Below are 16,396 nucleotides of genomic sequence, written 5' to 3'. Positions count from 1 at the left end.
TCGTGGTCCGCGGACATCCCGATCGCCTCCTTATTCTCCGGTAACGCGTGTGGATGGGCACCAAAACTAGCCGCGCCCGGACCGGCGGTCAACCTCGGACGCCGCCCCCGTCCGGCCATTCGGATGATCCTCCAAATGGAGCGACCCGAATCACCGCCCCGACCGGATTATCATCCAAATCGGCACGACCGGGGTGTTACGTGTTGTAAACATAGCGTTGCGGCACAGCCGGGCAACGGCTCGTGGCTTTTACGCTGGCGCCGTGGGTAACTCGTGCGAGAATTCCCGCGACAGATTCGGGCCGTCGTTCCGGTAGTTGTCGGCCGTTATTTCTGCTTGCCCAGGAGGCTTGCCATGCAATTGCGCTTCTCGCGCCCCTCCCCCGAACCCGATGGCATCGCGCCACAGCGACACCCCGTCGACGAGGTCCCTCCCCCCGCCCGGCTCACGCTACTGGGCCTGCAGCATCTGGCGATCATGTACGCCGGTGCCGTCGCCGTGCCGCTACTGGTCGGCGGCGCGCTGAAACTGTCCGCCCATACGATCGGCGTGCTGGTCAACGCCGACCTGCTGGTATCGGGCATAGTCACGCTCATCCAGTCCATCGGCATCGGCAAGATCCTCGGCGTGCGGCTACCGATCGTCGCGGGCGCGACCTTCACCTGCGTCTCGCCGATGATCCTGATCGCGCAGCAGTTCGGCGGCGGCGAGGCCGGGCTACCGACCGTGTACGGCGCGATCCTGGTCTCGGGCATCTTCGGGCTGATGATCGCGCGGTTCTTCGCCACCGTGGTGCGGTTCTTCCCGCCACTGGTCTCGGGCTGCGTGATCTGCGTGATCGGACTGTCGCTGATCGGCGCGGACGCCGGGCTCATCGCCGGCGACGACCCCAAATCGCCCAGCTACGGCCAGATTTCGCATATCGCACTGGCGGGGCTGGTGATCCTGCTGATCGTGTTGCTGCACAAGTTCGGCCGCGGCCTGATCAGCCAGATCGCGGTGCTGCTCAGCATCGTGATCGGCACCATAGTCGCGGGCCCGATGGGGCTGGTCGACCTCTCGGGCGTCGGCAAGGCCGGCTGGTTCGGCATCTCGCAGCCCTTCAACTTCGGCGCACCGCAATTCCACATCGCGGCAATCATTTCCATGTGCGTGGTAATGCTGGTGACCTTCACCGAGTCGACCGCGGACATGGTTGCGGTCGCCGAGATGGTCGACAAGCCTTTGCAGCCCGCCGATCTGGCGCGCGGCCTGGCCGCGGACGGCCTGTCCGCGGTGCTGGCCGGATTCATGAACTCCTTCCCCGACACGGCATTCGCCGAGAACGTGGGCCTGGTCGGCCTGACCGGCGTGCGCAGCCGGTGGGTGGTCGCGGTATGCGGCGGGTTCCTGGTCGCGCTGGGCCTGGTGCCCAAGGTCGGCAGTCTCGTTGCGGCACTTCCCGGTCCGGTGATCGGCGGCGCCGCGACCGTCATGTTCGCGATGGTCACCGCGGTCGGACTGCGGGTGCTGCACAAGGTGCAGTTCGAGGGCACCAACAACATGCTGATCATCGCGGTGACCCTGTCGGTGGCACTGCTGCCCTCGGTCGCCCCGAGCTTCTACACCAAGTTCCCGACCGACTTCCAGATGATCGCCAGCAGCCCGATCACCTCCGCGGTGATCGTGGTCTTCGTGCTGAACCTGCTGTTCAACCACTGGCGCACGGGTAAGCAGCCGGAGGCCTCCGCCGGCACGCACTGAACACGCGATCCGGTGCGTGACGGCCGCACCGGACGATCTACGGCTCGGCGAGATCCTTTCTCGCCGAGCCGTGTGCGTGCGCGGCCGCTTTCCGTACTTGACGCCGGATTCAGTTCTGACTATCTTTGTGTCCTGAATCACACTATCCGGCAACGGGTATCACCAGCACATGCTGTCGTCTGCGAGGTTTCCGTGCTCGATCAACTCGCATCCGAACCCGCTCCGAGCCATCGACCAGCCGACTGGATCTGGCGGCGCGCGTTGCGGCACTATCCCGATTCCGCTGCCCGCTACACCTATCTGGCGATTACGGTGCTCGCCACCATCGTGCTGTACTACGAGCTCTACGTGCCGGGCGCCGTGGCTACCAAGATCATCGGCGATCTCGGATTCTCGTTCGGCGGGTATGTGATGGTCTCGGTGATCGGCAACGCGGTCGGCGCGTTCGGCTCGCTCGCGGCCGGGCTCGCGGACCGTTGGGGCCGGGCCAATCTCGTCGTCGTCGGCCTGTTCGTCACCGCGGCGATCGTGCTGTTCGGGCTGCCGCACGCACCGAACAAGGCTGCGTACCTGGTGCTCTTCGCGGTGCTGAGCGTGGTCGAGGGGATCATGCTGGTGGCGACGCCCGCCCTGATCCGCGACTTCTCCCCGCAGCTGGGCCGCGCGTCGGCCATGGGCTTCTGGACCATGGGGCCGGTGCTGGGCAGCCTCGCGGTGACCGAGATATCCAGCAATACGCTGGATGCCCACCCGCAGTGGCGATTTCAGTTCTACGTGTGCGGAATCATCGGGTTCGTCATCGCCGCGATCGCCTTCGTCGGGCTCCGCGAGCTCTCGCCCGCCCTGCGCGACCAGCTCATGGTGAGCGTGCGCGACCGCGAGCTCATCGAGGCGCGCGCGGCGGGGCTGGATCCGGCCGACGCGCTGCGCCATCAGTGGCGCCGGCTACTACGCCTGGACGTGCTGGCGCCGGCGTTCGGGATCAGCATGTTCCTGTTCTTCTATTACATCGCCGTCGGCTTCTTCGTCGTCTACTTCGTGACCGTCTTCGGCTATTCGGAGGCGCGGGCCAACTCCCTGGCGAACTGGTACTGGGGCTCGAACGCCATCGCCCTGGTCGTGGCGGGCGTGCTGTCCGATCGGATCCGCGTGCGCAAGCCGTTCATGATCCTGGGCACGGCGATCAGCCTGGCCGCCATCGGCGCCTTCGCGACGCTGGCCACCCGCCCGCAGACCTCCTACTACGAGTTCGCGGCCGTAATGGCGGTCGGCGCGATCGGCGGCGGCGTGGCCTACTGCGCCTGGATGGCGAGCTTCACCGAGACCGTCGAACGGCACAACCCGGCGGCGACCGCGACCGGACTCGCGCTGTGGGGCTGGACCATTCGCCTCGTCGTCGCGATCTCGCTCGCCGGATTCACACTCGCGGTCACGGCGGTCTCGACGCTGGTAGACCAGGGCACCCGGGTGGCCGCGATAGTCCAGCAGTACCCGGAGCAGGTGGGCACCATCGGCGCCGTCTCGCCCGGAGTGCTCACCACGCTGGCCCAGCACCCAACCGATCAGCAGGCCGGTGCCGCGGCGGTATCGCAACTGATGCGCGCCGGCCTCGCCCCGGATCCCACGGCCGCGGCCGCACGGCTGCAGCAGCTGGCCACCGCGCCCGTCCCGCCGGCCGACCTGCGGTATCTGTCGAAGCACGCGGGCGAGGTGACCCGAGCCAAGCACGACAATCCCCATCAATGGCAGGTCTGGTGGTGGGTCTGTTTCGCCGCACAGCTGGTGTTCGTGCCCACGATCTTCCTACTCGTCGGCCGGTGGAGCCCCAGGCGCGCCCGCGAGGACGCCGAGCGGCACCAGGCGCTGGTGCGGGAGAGCCTGGCGCAGCTGCACCGCGAATCGAATACGGATTGACGTCTTCAAGGAGCAATCGGATGAACAGCACACCGTTACGCCATCTCGGGCGTGAAATGCACAGGGCGGCGGTCCGATTGCCCTCGGCGCGATGCCCGGACCACGGGGCCGCGGCATGACGGCGCTGCTCATCGCGGGCGAGCGGGTGCTGGCCCCATCAGAACTCGATGAGCAGGTACGGCGCGCCGCAATCGCCATGGCGAGCATCGGGATCGGAGCCGGAGATGCGGTCGCCCTGTTGTTGCGCAACGACTTTCCGTTCTTCGCCGCGAGCCTCGCCGCACGCCGGCTCGGCGCCTACGCAACCCCGATGAACTGGCACGCGACACCAGAAGAGGTGTCCTACGTCCTGCGTGACAGCGGCGCGAAACTACTGATCGGACATCGGGATCTGTTGTCGCCGTTGACTTCGCTGACCGGGCTCCCTCCCGTCATCGAGGCCGCCGTCCCCCGGGAGATTGCCGCCGCCTACGGCCTGACGCCGGGCGCGAGCCTTCGCGGCGCCACGCCCTGGGATGATTGGCTGTCCGGAGCGCACTGCGATGCCCTTCCGGAGCAGCCCTTCGGCCCGTCCGCGATGTTCTACACCTCGGGCACGACCGGGCGGCCCAAGGGCGTGCGGCGCCGGCCCGCGACGCCCGAGAACGGCGCCGCGCAGCAGATCATTCTCGAGGCCGCCTACGGACTGTCGGCGGATCGGCCGATGGTCGTCATGATGACCGGGCCGATGTATCACTCCGCACCCAATTCCTACGGGTTCGCCGCGGCGGGCCTGGCGGAGACGATCGTGCTGCAGCCGCGCTTCGAGGCGGAGCAGCTGCTCGCGCTGGTCGACGAGCACCGGGTCACCCACATGCATATGGTTCCGACCATGTTCATCCGGCTGCTGAAGCTGCCGGAGGAGGTCCGCGCGCGATACGACCTCTCCTCGCTCCGTTTCGTCGTGCACGGAGCCGCGCCGTGTCCGGTGGACGTCGAGCGGAGAATGATCGAATGGTGGGGGCCGGTGATCAACGAATATTACGGCTCCACCGAGACCGGGCTCATGACCGCGCACGATTCGGCGACGGCCCTTGCCCGGCCCGGCACCGTCGGGCGCGCGCTGCCGGGGGTGACCCTGCGCATACTCGGGGACGACGGTAAGCCGTTACCGCCCAAGGGAATCGGTGACGTCTACGTCCGATCGGAGGCCGTGCCGGACTTCACCTATCACGGCCGGCAGGACGAGCGCGACGCCATGGAGCGCGACGCGCTGCTGACCGTCGGCGATATCGGCTGGCTCGACGAGGCCGGATATCTCTTCCTGTGCGACCGCCGTCGCGACATGATCATTTCCGGGGGCGTCAATATCTACCCCGCCGAGATCGAGTCGGCCCTGCTGGCGATCGCCGGCGTGCGCGATTGTGCGGTCTTCGGCATACCCGACGACGAATTCGGCGAGTCGGTGTGCGCGTGGATAGAACCGGAGGAGGGCGCGGTCCTGACGGGCGACGCCGTGTGTGACGCATTGGCGGCGACGCTGTCGAAATTCAAACTCCCGAAGGTCGTCGAATTCGCGACCGAGCTGCCTCGCGAGGATTCCGGAAAGATCTTCAAACGCCGTCTGCGCGAGCCCTACTGGTCAGGCACCGACCGGGCGATCTAGTTTCGCGACGGCCCGGCGATAACGAGACGCCATTCGGCGGCCGCGTCACGATCGAATCGGGTCTGGCGCCGGGGTATGCGCGGCGCCCAGCCATCGGGTAAGTGCGCCTGTCAGTGCGTCGTGGTCGAACGACTCGCCCGACGGGGCGACCCAGGCCACGTACCCGTCGGGCCGGACCAGAACCGCATCCACGGCGGGCATATCGCCGAAAACCGGTAGGCGCCAACGATTGCCGAGGTCCTCGCCGGTGCGTCGGGCCTCGATGTAGTCCACGCGATCCGCCCACGCCGACGGGGTACCGGCCAGGTCGGCCGCGCCGAGGTTGATCAACAGTGGACGGGCCAGATGCTGCAGGCCGAACACGTCAGTGGCACCGTTGTCGGTGGTCAGGGGCAGGTTGGGCATGCGGCGGCCGAGCAGGGGGTGCGAGTCGCCGAGCGGGTAGCGCAGGTTCAGCCCGCTGAGGATGCCGCTCAGGTGCAGGCAGGTCTGCGGCACCGCAAGCATGTCCGCCACGACGCCGCGCAGCGCATCCATCTGCGGCCCGGGCTTGATCAGCCCCGTCTGCGCCTTCGTCAGCTGCAGCACGGTGGCGGCGATCGCGTGCCGTTCCTCGTGATACGTGTCCAGCAGCGCATCCGGCGCACCGCCGTTCAGCACCGCGGCCAGCTTCCAGCCGAGGTTCACCGCGTCCTGAATCCCGAGATTCAGGCCCTGCCCGCCGATCGGGGAATGGGTGTGCCCGGCATCCCCGGCGAGGAAGACCCGGCCCCGCCGATACTCGGTGACCTGGCGGAACCCATCAGCGAAGCGGGACATCCACCGCGCCTCGCGCAGCCCGTAGTCGGTGCCGAGGCCCTCGCGCATGACCTCGCGCAGCTCGTCTAGGGTGACCGGCGCCGTGCGATCCGCGGGTGGGGTGGTCCGCATCATGCTCAGACGGAACCAGCCGGATTCGGCCCGGGAGATCTGGTAGGTGCCGATTCGCTCGTTGCGGCCGAAGACCCCGTCGCCGTCGGGCGGGGAGTCCAGGTGCACGTCGCCCACCACCCAGAACGAGACGGGCTCGTCGCCGGGGAACGGGATATCGCAGAGCTTGCGCACCGCACTGTGGCCGCCGTCGCAGCCGACGAGGTAGTCGGCACGGAGCATGGACCGGCCCGCGGGCCCGTCCATGACCACCTCGACGCCCTCGTCGTCCTGGTTCAGATCCACCACGGCGGTGGACCACAGGAAGTCGGCGCCGAGTTCGACCGCACGGGCCGCCAGGATCTTCTCGGTCTGGTGCTGGGGCAGGATCAGCGCGGCGGGCCACTCGGGATCGATCCGATGCGGAGCCATGGGGATCCCGGAGAACAGAACCCCGGGCAGGACCTTGCCGCGGCTCAGGAATTCCTGCGCCAGCCCGCGCTGGGTGAATACCTCCATACTGCGGGCATTGATGCCCGGTGCGCGCGATTCGCCGACCGTCCCGGCCGCACGCCGCTCGACCACGACGACCTGAACGCCGCCGAGACGCAGTTCGGCTGCCAGCATCAGGCCCGTGGGACCGGCGCCGGAGATGACGACTCGGGGTGCTTTCGATGTAATGTTCATAGGTACCTATGTAACACTAGATAGGTACCTATGTAAAGGAGGATCATGCATCCCACTGCCGCCCCGAGCCTGGCTCAACTGATCAACCGCGCCTCGCGTGCACTGGCCCGCGACGGAGACGCCCTGCTCAAACCCCTCGGCCTGCGCTACGCCCAGGTCCCCGTGCTCGCACTGCTGCACGAGGGCGCCGGGCCGACCCAGAGGGAGCTGGCCGAGGCCACCGGCATCGAGCAGCCCTCGATGGCGCAGTTGCTCACCCGGATGGATCGGGACGGACTGATCCAGCGCACCCCGCACCCCCGCGACGCGCGCAGCCAGACCATCGCTCTGACACCGGAGACCGAGACTCTCGCAATCGCCGCGCACGACCGGCTCGCCGCCCTGGACAACCGCGCCGTCGCCGGATTCACCCCCGCGGAGATCGACACCCTGAAGCAGCTGCTGACCCGCCTCGGAGATAACCTCGACAGGACGAAAGTTCCTGCGACAGAGGCAATAACACCTGCGGCAGGCGTTCCGGAATGACCCTCCGTCCAACCTCGGTGATCGGCGAGGAAGTCTGTCAGCAGGGCGGCGAACCGCCGTGGATCCTCCTGGTGCGGATCCCGGCCAGAACCTTTCAAGATTGCGCCAGAACATGATTCGGCCCGCCCGAGAGTCTTCGCCGGCCGGACCACCGTGGCCCCGGGCCGTGTGCGTGCGGCGCCGCCGCCTCGTCGGGGTGGCGGCGTCACGCTGGTGTCAGCGGGTGACCAGGTCGAGATCGACGGCCGATTCAGGATTCGCGCTTTTCGAGGGTGAGGAACAGGTTGCGGGGCACCAGCGTGCTCGTCGCGACCTGCTCCACCTGTGCTCCCGGCGTGGCGCGCAACCGCCAGCCCGCGGCGATCGTCGCCAGTGCCATGGTGGCCTCGACGACAGCGAAGACGTCGCCGATACATTTGCGCGGTCCGGCGCCGAACTGCACGATCGCGTCCCTGGGGATCTCCGATGCCCGTTCCGGCGACCACCGGTCCGGGTCGAACTTCTGCGGATCGGTGAACCATCGCGGATCGCGTTGCACGCTGTAGGGACTGAACATCACCGACATTCCCCTCGGAATCCGGTAACCACCCAGCTCCACATCCTCGGTCGCCGTCCGCGTGACGATCCACGCCGGCGGGTAATAGCGCAACGCCTCGCTGACCACCTGCGCGGTGTACATCAGGCGCGGCAGGTCGGCGTGCTGCGCCGGCCGGCCCGCGAGCACCTCATCCACCTCCGCGTGCACTCGCGCCTCGACCTCCGGATGCCCGGCCAGCAGATGGAACGCCCAGGACAGCGTGGCGGCGGTGGTTTCCGTCCCGGCCACCAGAATCGCCACGACCTGATCGTGAATCTCCTGGTCCGTCAGGGTGCTTCCGTCGCTTTCGTCCCGCAGTTGCAGCATCGTGTTCAGCAGGTCATCGCGGCCGTCGCCGCTGGCACGGTAATCGGCGATAACCCCGTCGATCATCGGATGCAGGCGCGCCAGAATCGCCCGGTACTCGCGATTGCGCGGCAGTGGCAGGCGGTTCAGCATCGCCACCGGAGACATCAGCCGTTGATACAGCAGGTCGAACAGCCGCGGCAGGCGGTGCAGCATCTCGGCCACCAGATCCTTGCCCAGATCCGACGAGATCAGCGCCTTCGCCGCCACGGCCAAGGTCAGCTCACTCATCTCGACGCGGACATCGATGACCTCGCCATCGCGCCAGGCGGCAGTCCGCTCCACGAACTGCTCCCGCATGACCTCGGTATATGCGGCGATCCGCTTCCGATGGAATGCCGGCTGCATCATCAGGCGCTGCCGCCGGTGCGTCTCCCCCTCCGAGATGACCAATCCGTCACGGAACAGATCTCTGGCGCCCTGAATTTGCACGCCCTTATCGAATTGGCGATGCTGCGAGACGAGCAATTGGCGAATGAGCTCCGGAGAATTCAGTACGTACGCGCGCTGCGGCCCGATCTTGATCTCGACGATATCGCCACAGTCGCGCAGCGACGAGAAGAACTCCAGCGGGGTGTCCCGCATGCGCAGGGCATGTCCCAGTAACGGGATGCCACCGGGCGCCGTGGAAATCGCGGGAGCGGTCATGACAACCCCTGGCAAGCGCTGGTCTCGGTCATAGCGGAATCCCCTTCGGACGTGAACTGTCACCGGCACCGAATCCATTGCGGCACACTGGAATTGTGCGATGCGAAGCACACCGTCCGCATCCCGCTGGGAATTCTTTAACAACCCCTTAGGACTTCGGCCATCGCGCCGCGGGACCGCCACCGTGACACCGGCGAAACATCAACGGAATCTTAAATATTCGGCGCGGCACCCGATACCTCCATGCGGGACGCGGACTCCCTTCGTAACGTGGTCGACGCTCGCATCGACGTACCGTCAGGAGATTTCGCCCGTGCCGATCCCACCGCCCCCGACCTGCCCGGCCGGACGCGGCTCGCCCAGCGGCGCAGACGGACCACCGGTCCCGCTGTACGTGCCGGAATTCGCCGCGGATCCCCATCGCTACTATCGCGAGATGCGCGCGCGGTTCGGCTCCCTGGCGCCGGTGGAGCTGGCGCCGGGCGTCCCCGCGACACTGGTGATCGGCTACCGCGCAGCGTTGCGAATACTCAACGATCCGGACCATTTCCCGGCCGATCCGCGCACCTGGGAGCAGAACATCCCCGCCGAGTGCCCCATCCTGCCGATCATGCAGTGGCGCCCCATCTCCTCCCGAAGCGCCGGATCGGATTTCGCACGCTATCGGTCGGCCGTCACCGCGAGCATCGACGCTATGGATCTGCATTCCGTGCACGGCACCGTGGAACGGATCGCGCTCTCGCTGATCGATCGCTTTTCCGCGGACGGCACCGCCGACCTGCTCCGGCAATACGCCGCGCCGCTGGGATCCGAAGTGGCCGCCGCCCTGCTCGGCTGCCCGCCGGAGATCGGGCAGCGGATAGGGGCGGCCCTGGCGGCCATGTTCGACGGCATCGGGGCCGAGGAAGGCAACAGACTGTTCGGCGAGGCCGTGGTGGAACTGGTACAGCTCAAACAGGCCGAACCGGGTAACGACGTCACCACGCGGCTGCTGCGACATCCGTCCGGGCTCGGCCTGGAGGAGGTGGTCAACCACGCCGCGAGCTTCTGCGCCACGATATTCGAATTGCAGCAGAATCTCATCGCCAACACCCTGCTGCCGATTCTGTCGAACGACGGGCTGGGCGACGTGGTCGCCGGGGGCAACCTGTCCACTCGCGACGCTCTCGACGCGGTCCTGTTCGACGACCCGCCGCTGGCGAACATGCTCGCGACCTATCCCCGGCAGCCGATCCTCATCGACAACTTCTGGCTGCCCGCACATCAGCCCGTCCTGATCAGCATGGCCGCCTGCAACAACGATCCAGCGATCCGCACCGACGACCTCGTCGGCAATCGCTCGCATCTGGCATGGGGCGCCGGGCCGCACGCCTGTCCGGGGCGCTCGATGGCGTATCTGATCGCGCAGGACGCCATCGACCAACTCCTGGACATGCTGCCGGATATGCGGCTCACCTTCCCGGCCGGTCGGCCCGTCTGGCGGCCGGGCCCGTTCCACCGGGCGCTCGAGAGCCTGCCGGTGGAGTTCACGCCGACCCCACCTGTTGCGGCCACATCGTCATTACGGGAGGGCCCACAGCCGCCGGCACGGTAAGGGCCGTAGCCCGGGGCGGGTCTGGGTGTCGACAGCGACCTTGAGACCGAATTCCCGTGCGGACGAAGCGAATTCGACCGCCTCCGCCGCGGTCGCGGTGTACTCGAGTACCCACTCCGAGCCTGGGGCCGCGACCGGAAAACGCACGGTCACGCGCCGAGACAGGTCTTGCGGCGACAACATTCCCAACACCACCTCGATCGAATAGTGACGCGACACCGTGCGCCATCCGTCTACCGCTCTCAATGGTTGTGCACGGCAATCGAAGTGACCAGGACCACACGTGCCGACATCTCGCAATAACGCGCCAGCCCGGAGTCGTGCCGCGCGGGCCGTCCGTCCCTCGGAATCGCCCTCGTCCCAGCGGGATACGACCGTCCGGATACCGGCGCCACGGTTGGCGCGGTTCAGCGCAATGTTGGCACGTTCGGTCGTCCCGGCCGCGGCCGTCCCCATGGCACGATGAATCGACCGGCGGCACCGGGGCCGCTCGGCAAATTTCCATACGGCTCTACGGGACGGCGGCCATGCGACTACTACTGGTCGGAGACGACGACCAGGTTGGGGACGCACTGGCGGAGGGACTGACCGCACATCACCACGAGATCCAACGGCGGCGCCGGGGATTGGATCTGCTGACCTCCTATCGCGAATGCGACGCGGTCATCCTCGAGCTGAGCCTGCCGGACATGCCGGGCATGCAGGCGTTGCGGCAGTTTCGCGAGGTCAGTTCGATACCGGTGGTGGTCCTGGCCGACCAGCGCGACGAGCGCTCACTGGTGCGAGCGCTGCGCCTCGGCGCGGATGACTGCGTTACCAGGCCGCCGCGGCTGCAGGAGCTGATCGCGCGACTCGAGAAGGCGACCCGCAATCGCGGGGTCCGAACCCCGCCCGCCGCGGTCGACGTCGTCGTCACCGGGGACGTGCGGGTCGATCTGAACGCCCGGCGCGTCGTGGTGGCCGGAACGCCGATCATGCTCACGCACAAGGAATTCGAGCTGATCAAGGTGCTGGTCGAGTGGCCGGGCCGGGCGGTGAGCCGCCAGCAGCTGATGGACCGGGTCTGGGGCGATGCGGTGATGGGTGTGTCCCGGTCGCTGGATGTGCACATGGCCTGGCTGCGCGGCAAGTTGGACCGCCCCGGCCTGATCTCGACGGTCCGCGGATACGGCTACCGTTGGGGCGACGCCCCGGCGCAGGTGAGCGCCGTTTCCTAGCCGGCACACACCACAATCAGTGTGTCGCAAGCAATTTCGGATAACCGCTCGGGTGGCGCTTGCCTCCGGTTCGAGATATTACGGCTGGGCGGAACGTCCTATCATGACCGGATAGTCGCGCATCCCGGGCCGGTGGCTGCGCTTTCCCGTGTAGGTGTCGTATGGAAGCGGTGGATCTGATACTCCTTCCCCGGACTGTGCTCGAGAGTTCGGGCCTCTCGCCGGAGGTTCGGCACAGACTCGCCGATGAAGTGGGGTTATCGACCTGGATGCTGTCGAGCAGCGATGTGATGGTGCCCGCCAGCAGCCAGTTACGGCTGTGGGAACGCGCAGAGAAGGAATTGGGTGATCCGCACATCGCCCTGCGGATCGCCGATTCCTATCGCCCGGGTCAGATGGGTCTGCACGATTATCTGTTGATCACGGCACCGACGTTGGGCGAAGGGCTGGCGGTGAGCCGGCCGTACCTCGGGGTGGTGACGACCAACTACGACTTCGCACTGGCCGATGCGAGCGAGGACGAGGTCAGCGTCGACATCCGGTTGCTCGATGGCACGGACCGCGGGCGTGAACTGGCAATGCAGTACGCGCTGATGGCCAATGTGACCCGGGCCCGGCGGGTGACGGGAACGGCGGTGAATCCGGTGCGGGTGTGTCTGCGGCAGCGAGCACCCCGGCAGCACAGGGAGTTCATCGAGGCATTCGGCACCGAGCAGATCGACTTCGGCGCTCCGACCGATCGGATCACCTTCCGCACCGCGGATTTGACGCTGCCGCTGCGCACCGCCGACCCGATGCTCGCCGCGGTGCTGCGACGCTATGCCGCCACGCAGCCGAAGACGGTGCGCGCGGCGACGTGGTCGCAGCGGCTGCACGAGGTGCTGATCCCGATGCTCGGCGACGGTGCGGTCAGCGTCGATCGCGCCGCCCGGGAAATGGTCACCAGCCGGCGCACTTTGCAGCGCCGGCTCGCGGAGGAGGGCACCACCTGGCGTGGCGAACTCGACCGCGCTCGTCGGGCGGTGCTGGAGACCCGCTCGGCACAGCATCCGGTCGACGGTGGCGATATGGCTCGCGAGCTCGGCTATTCCGACGCTCGCGCACTGCGCCGAGCCCATCACCGCTGGTCGGCACTCGGCTCGGACGGGTCATGACCCCGACTGCTGCCGGGCGGGCGACGATGAGCGTGCCGCCGGTGGTGATCGGCTGAACCGCACGAGGCGCCCCACGGCCAGTCGGGTGTGACCGGGCGCGGAATCGGGCCGCTTGCCTGCTCAGCGAACTCCACGTAGCGGCGGGCATCGTTGACGCACGGCTCGTGCAGCTGGGGATCGACGGGGTGGGCGAGGATCTGATCGATGCCGCGCCCGAGCATCACATCACCGGCGAGCATCAGCTGGATCGGGCCGGGTGCCCTCGGCGACGTGGTCATCGCCGTCCCCGAGGAGGGCAGGCCGAGTGCGCGACAACCAGCGACACAACGGGCACGATCACCGGCAACTCCCTGCTGTACCGCCGAGTCTTCCGCCGGATACCGATGCGATACTGCGGCAACGCCCGTGGGGCCAGGGGCCGGGGTGGCTACTGTGACGTTCGATCAACGACATCGTCGTGACACGAACCGGGTGGCCGATCGTCCCCTCCAATGGTTGATTTCGGCTCTGCTGCCGATAGCGGGGAGGCGCGATGGTGGAGCGATGACGAAGATTTCGAAACTGTCCGCGCCGGAACGGCGACGGATGGCCGAAGGCGCATTGGACTCGATTGTGCACCGCAGCGAACATGTCTTGGTCCATGTGCGGTGCGGCCGCGGCCACCACATCGCGATGGTGTTCGATACCCCGGCCGGCCCGGTTTTCCAGTCCGCTCCCGGACCACATGCGCACGGTGCGCGTGATTTCGTCGACACCGCGCACGGCGCCCATCGGCACGGCTCCCGCTACGTCGACCTCCTGGCCGGTGACGACACCGTTGACGATGCGTTGCCCGCGTCCTGCGAATGCGGCCCCTATACACTTTCCCGCGCTCGGCTCCAGCAAGCGATCGCCGACCACCAGCACACCATTCAGCTGCCGTGACCACCTTTGCAGCGATGCCGCCGCCGAGTCGATGAGTGCAGCGATCATGGCGGTCCGGAGTGCTGCGTGGTCAACGGTCAGGTCAGTGTGTAGACCTGTTCGACGAACTCGGCGACTTTGTCGTCACTCAGGTGCCCGGCGATGTCGGCCTCGCTGATCATGCCGACCAGCCGCTTGTTTTCGATCACGGGTAGCCGTTTGATCTGATGGGCCTCCATCTCGTGCAGCGCCTGTTCGATGTCGGCGCCGGCGTCGATCCAGCGTGGCGTGCCCTCACACAGCTGGGCACAGGTGGTCCGGACTGGATCATGGCCCTGGGCGATAGCTTTGACGACGATATCGCGGTCGGTGATGATGCCGCACATCCTGTCGTTCTGGTCAGCGACCGGCAGCGAGCCGACATCGAGTTCCTGCATCAGTTGCGCGGCCCGCTCCAAGGTCTCTTCGTGTGAAATCCACCGTGCACCCTCGTGCATGATCTGCTTGGCAGTGGTCATAGTTTCCTCCTTGATTCAGCCACCGATCCGCCGGACCGGCGGCTATCGATTCATGGGGCACAGTCCCCGGGGGCCGCTGAACCGTGCCGACCGCCTCACCCCGCGGTCAGGGTGAAGTCGACCGGATGCGGCGCGGGGATCATCTTGGCGGTGACATGGCCTTCGACGGTCCCGGCGAAATGGGGCGTAATCGGGATCGCGGCGGAAATGCCCTCGGAGCTGGTGGCGGCAAACCAGGTGATGCCGTCACCACTGGGCGGCGAGGGGAAGGTCGCCGCAGCCGATCCGCGCAGCGTGAAGCAGATCTCGATACCCTCCAGCCCCGTGCCGACGTGCCCGAGGACCTGCGCGAAACAGGGTTCACGGAAGGGGGTACCGGCGGAAGTCTTCTGATGGTCGCCGAATCGAATGCGCAGCGTGTTTTCCACCATGCCTCAACCCTTTTCGAACAACTCGGCACCCTCGATTGAACCGTCCACGCCGGTGGGGCAGGAAGAGTCTTTGGTCCCGCGCCGCTCGGCCGAGCACGACGGGTGATGATGTGTCCGGCCGGACCATGACGACCGGCCGGTCGCGGATAGCGCGGGCGCATACCGTGGTCTACCTCCGGAGGAAGCGGCGCAGGCGCATGGAGGTGGAGTGCCGCAACCCGCTGCCCCGGCTCGCCGCCGCGGTCGGCGAATAGAATCACTTGGTAATAATGACGGCAGCGAGGCCGTGAGATACCTCGGCAAAAAGATGAGGGCGGTCCTGAACCTACTGGTCAGGACCGCCCTCGTTTGTAGCGGGGACAGGATTTGAACCTGCGACCTCTGGGTTATGAGCCCAGCGAGCTACCGAGCTGCTCCACCCCGCGTCGGTGAACATAACATTACACACGAGTGCTCTGCGATCGCAAATCGACTGGTCAGAGCTTATTTCCGGGCAATCCGAGAGGCGCCGGGAACGATCTTGCCCGGCCCGGATCCAATGGTCGCGCGATGGCGGGCCGCGCGGTTCTTACTTCCGCTAACGGCAAACTCGAATCGCTCAGATTACCCTCTACCGCCCGCGCGCGTTGACTCCGAACGCGCCGAAATAACGTGACCTATGCCACATTTCTCGAGTGATTTAAAACACATAACAGAGAGATAACAGACCGTCCAGAATTGTCAAATATGGCATAGCCAACCTGCATCGACCCCAATTTTCCGGTTATTCGTTTCATGCAATTCCGGTAGTTATCAAGACGTGATCTGCCGAGATTTGTTCGTTATGGTCACTGTCGACCCGGATCGACACCGTGACGGGCACCCAGCCGAACCGCCGCACACCGGCACCCCTGCCCCGCGGTTCGCGCAAACCCCGACACCTGGGGGCAGGGACTCCGCGGGCAACCGACGTGGTAGGTGGGCGCGGGAAGGGACAACCACCATGAACCAGAACCGGAAGATCAGCAGTCGTGCCCTCGGCCTAGCCGCCGTCACCGGCGCCCTTGTCGTCGTCCCGTTCGGAATCGCCGCCTCCGCCTCCGCGGCCCCGGCCCACGACTGGGACGGCGTCGCCCAGTGCGAGAGCGGCGGCAACTGGAACATCAACACCGGCAACGGCTACTACGGCGGCCTGCAGTTCACGCAGAGCACCTGGCGTGCCAACGGCGGCACCGGAATGGCCAGCAACGCCAGCAAGGACGAGCAGGTCCGTGTCGCGGAGAACGTGCTCAACAGCCAGGGACAGGGCGCCTGGCCCGTCTGCGGCAAGTACCTGCGCTGGGGTCCCTCGTCCCAGGAGGCCGCCACCAAGCCCGCTCCCGCCCCGCAAGCGGCCCCCGCCCCGGCGGCGCCCGCGGCGCCCGCGCCCGGCAGCCGCGAGGCCCTGATCACCCAGGCCGAGGGCACCGGCGACCAGTTCGCCAAGCAGCTCGGCGTCGGCGCGCAGTACCAGCAGCTCCTGCAGCAGAACAACGGCCTGATCCAGTCGCTGGGCCGCTAGGTTCCCGCACGCTCCTCCCCATACC

At 67.0% G+C, this 16,396-nt stretch carries 14 protein-coding genes and 1 tRNA gene; 9 read left to right on the top strand and 6 right to left on the bottom strand.

The genetic code is table 11. The features are described 5' to 3' along the window. Nucleotides 1-354: 354 nt before the first annotated feature. The 3 genes from KO481_RS34035 (at nt 355) to KO481_RS34025 (ending at nt 5,302) form a co-directional block, all read left to right on the top strand. The gene (locus KO481_RS34035; RefSeq protein WP_215922619.1) at nt 355-1,743 is read left to right on the top strand and encodes a nucleobase:cation symporter-2 family protein; all 1,389 of its coding nucleotides are present in this window, start codon (nt 355-357) and stop codon (nt 1,741-1,743) included. A 192-nt stretch (nt 1,744-1,935) separates the two neighbouring features. Further along, on the top strand, nt 1,936-3,657 hold the full coding sequence (locus KO481_RS34030; RefSeq protein ID WP_308166875.1) for an MFS transporter: 1,722 nt from the start codon (nt 1,936-1,938) through the stop codon (nt 3,655-3,657). Between the two features lie 91 nt (nt 3,658-3,748). Further along, nucleotides 3,749-5,302: an acyl-CoA synthetase gene (locus KO481_RS34025; RefSeq protein ID WP_215922618.1), complete on the top strand. Its 1,554-nt coding sequence runs from the start codon at nt 3,749-3,751 to the stop codon at nt 5,300-5,302. A 45-nt stretch (nt 5,303-5,347) separates the two neighbouring features. On the opposite strand, the gene KO481_RS34020 is transcribed toward KO481_RS34025, so the two are convergent. Then, nucleotides 5,348-6,898 (bottom strand): FAD-dependent monooxygenase, encoded by a 1,551-nt coding sequence (locus tag KO481_RS34020; protein WP_215922617.1) that lies wholly within the window; start codon nt 6,896-6,898, stop codon nt 5,348-5,350. Nucleotides 6,899-6,943: 45 nt separating this feature from the next. Between KO481_RS34020 and KO481_RS34015 the strand changes: the two genes are divergently transcribed. After that, complete coding sequence (locus KO481_RS34015; protein ID WP_215922616.1) at nt 6,944-7,423, top strand: MarR family winged helix-turn-helix transcriptional regulator; 480 nt, start codon at nt 6,944-6,946, stop codon at nt 7,421-7,423. 250 nt (nt 7,424-7,673) lie between these two features. On the opposite strand, the gene KO481_RS34010 is transcribed toward KO481_RS34015, so the two are convergent. Beyond that, entirely contained in the window at nt 7,674-9,014 is a 1,341-nt protein-coding gene (locus KO481_RS34010; RefSeq protein WP_215922615.1) for a cytochrome P450, read from the bottom strand. Between the two features lie 313 nt (nt 9,015-9,327). Here KO481_RS34010 and KO481_RS34005 point away from each other — a divergent pair, with 313 nt between their 5' ends. The 3 genes from KO481_RS34005 (at nt 9,328) to KO481_RS33995 (ending at nt 12,979) form a co-directional block, all read left to right on the top strand. Further along, nucleotides 9,328-10,608, top strand: a complete 1,281-nt coding sequence (locus KO481_RS34005; RefSeq protein WP_308166874.1) for a cytochrome P450 family protein — start codon at nt 9,328-9,330, stop codon at nt 10,606-10,608. Between the two features lie 527 nt (nt 10,609-11,135). Beyond that, the gene (locus KO481_RS34000; RefSeq protein ID WP_215922614.1) at nt 11,136-11,825 is read left to right on the top strand and encodes a response regulator transcription factor; all 690 of its coding nucleotides are present in this window, start codon (nt 11,136-11,138) and stop codon (nt 11,823-11,825) included. A 161-nt stretch (nt 11,826-11,986) separates the two neighbouring features. Beyond that, a complete protein-coding gene (locus tag KO481_RS33995) occupies nt 11,987-12,979 on the top strand; it encodes an AraC family transcriptional regulator (RefSeq protein WP_281066246.1) in 993 nt (330 codons plus the stop codon). Here KO481_RS33995 and KO481_RS33990 read toward each other — a convergent pair. Continuing rightward, on the bottom strand, nt 12,943-13,257 hold the full coding sequence (locus KO481_RS33990) for a hypothetical protein (RefSeq protein ID WP_215922612.1): 315 nt from the start codon (nt 13,255-13,257) through the stop codon (nt 12,943-12,945). The genes KO481_RS33995 and KO481_RS33990 overlap by 37 nt on opposite strands. Nucleotides 13,258-13,411: 154 nt before the next feature. Here KO481_RS33990 and KO481_RS33985 point away from each other — a divergent pair, with 154 nt between their 5' ends. Then, on the top strand, nt 13,412-13,903 hold the full coding sequence (locus KO481_RS33985; protein ID WP_245401914.1) for a hypothetical protein: 492 nt from the start codon (nt 13,412-13,414) through the stop codon (nt 13,901-13,903). Between the two features lie 77 nt (nt 13,904-13,980). On the opposite strand, the gene KO481_RS33980 is transcribed toward KO481_RS33985, so the two are convergent. The 3 genes from KO481_RS33980 to KO481_RS33970 all read right to left on the bottom strand — a co-directional run bounded on the left by KO481_RS33980 (nt 13,981) and on the right by KO481_RS33970 (nt 15,256). Then, nucleotides 13,981-14,400, bottom strand: a complete 420-nt coding sequence (locus tag KO481_RS33980) for a CBS domain-containing protein (RefSeq protein WP_215922611.1) — start codon at nt 14,398-14,400, stop codon at nt 13,981-13,983. Between the two features lie 95 nt (nt 14,401-14,495). Continuing rightward, entirely contained in the window at nt 14,496-14,831 is a 336-nt protein-coding gene (locus tag KO481_RS33975) for a hypothetical protein (protein ID WP_215922610.1), read from the bottom strand. 351 nt (nt 14,832-15,182) lie between these two features. Further along, nucleotides 15,183-15,256: transfer RNA gene (locus tag KO481_RS33970), tRNA-Met, on the bottom strand. A gap of 557 nt (nt 15,257-15,813) precedes the next feature. Between KO481_RS33970 and KO481_RS33965 the strand changes: the two genes are divergently transcribed. Beyond that, nucleotides 15,814-16,371, top strand: coding sequence for a transglycosylase family protein (locus KO481_RS33965; RefSeq protein ID WP_245401913.1), 558 nt, complete (start codon nt 15,814-15,816; stop codon nt 16,369-16,371). Nucleotides 16,372-16,396: the final 25 nt, after the last annotated feature.

This window comes from Nocardia albiluteola, from assembly GCF_018860155.1.
Lineage (GTDB): Bacteria > Actinomycetota > Actinomycetes > Mycobacteriales > Mycobacteriaceae > Nocardia > Nocardia albiluteola.
Note: the sequence above shows the minus strand (reverse complement) of the source record. Positions and strands in the feature narration are given on the sequence as shown.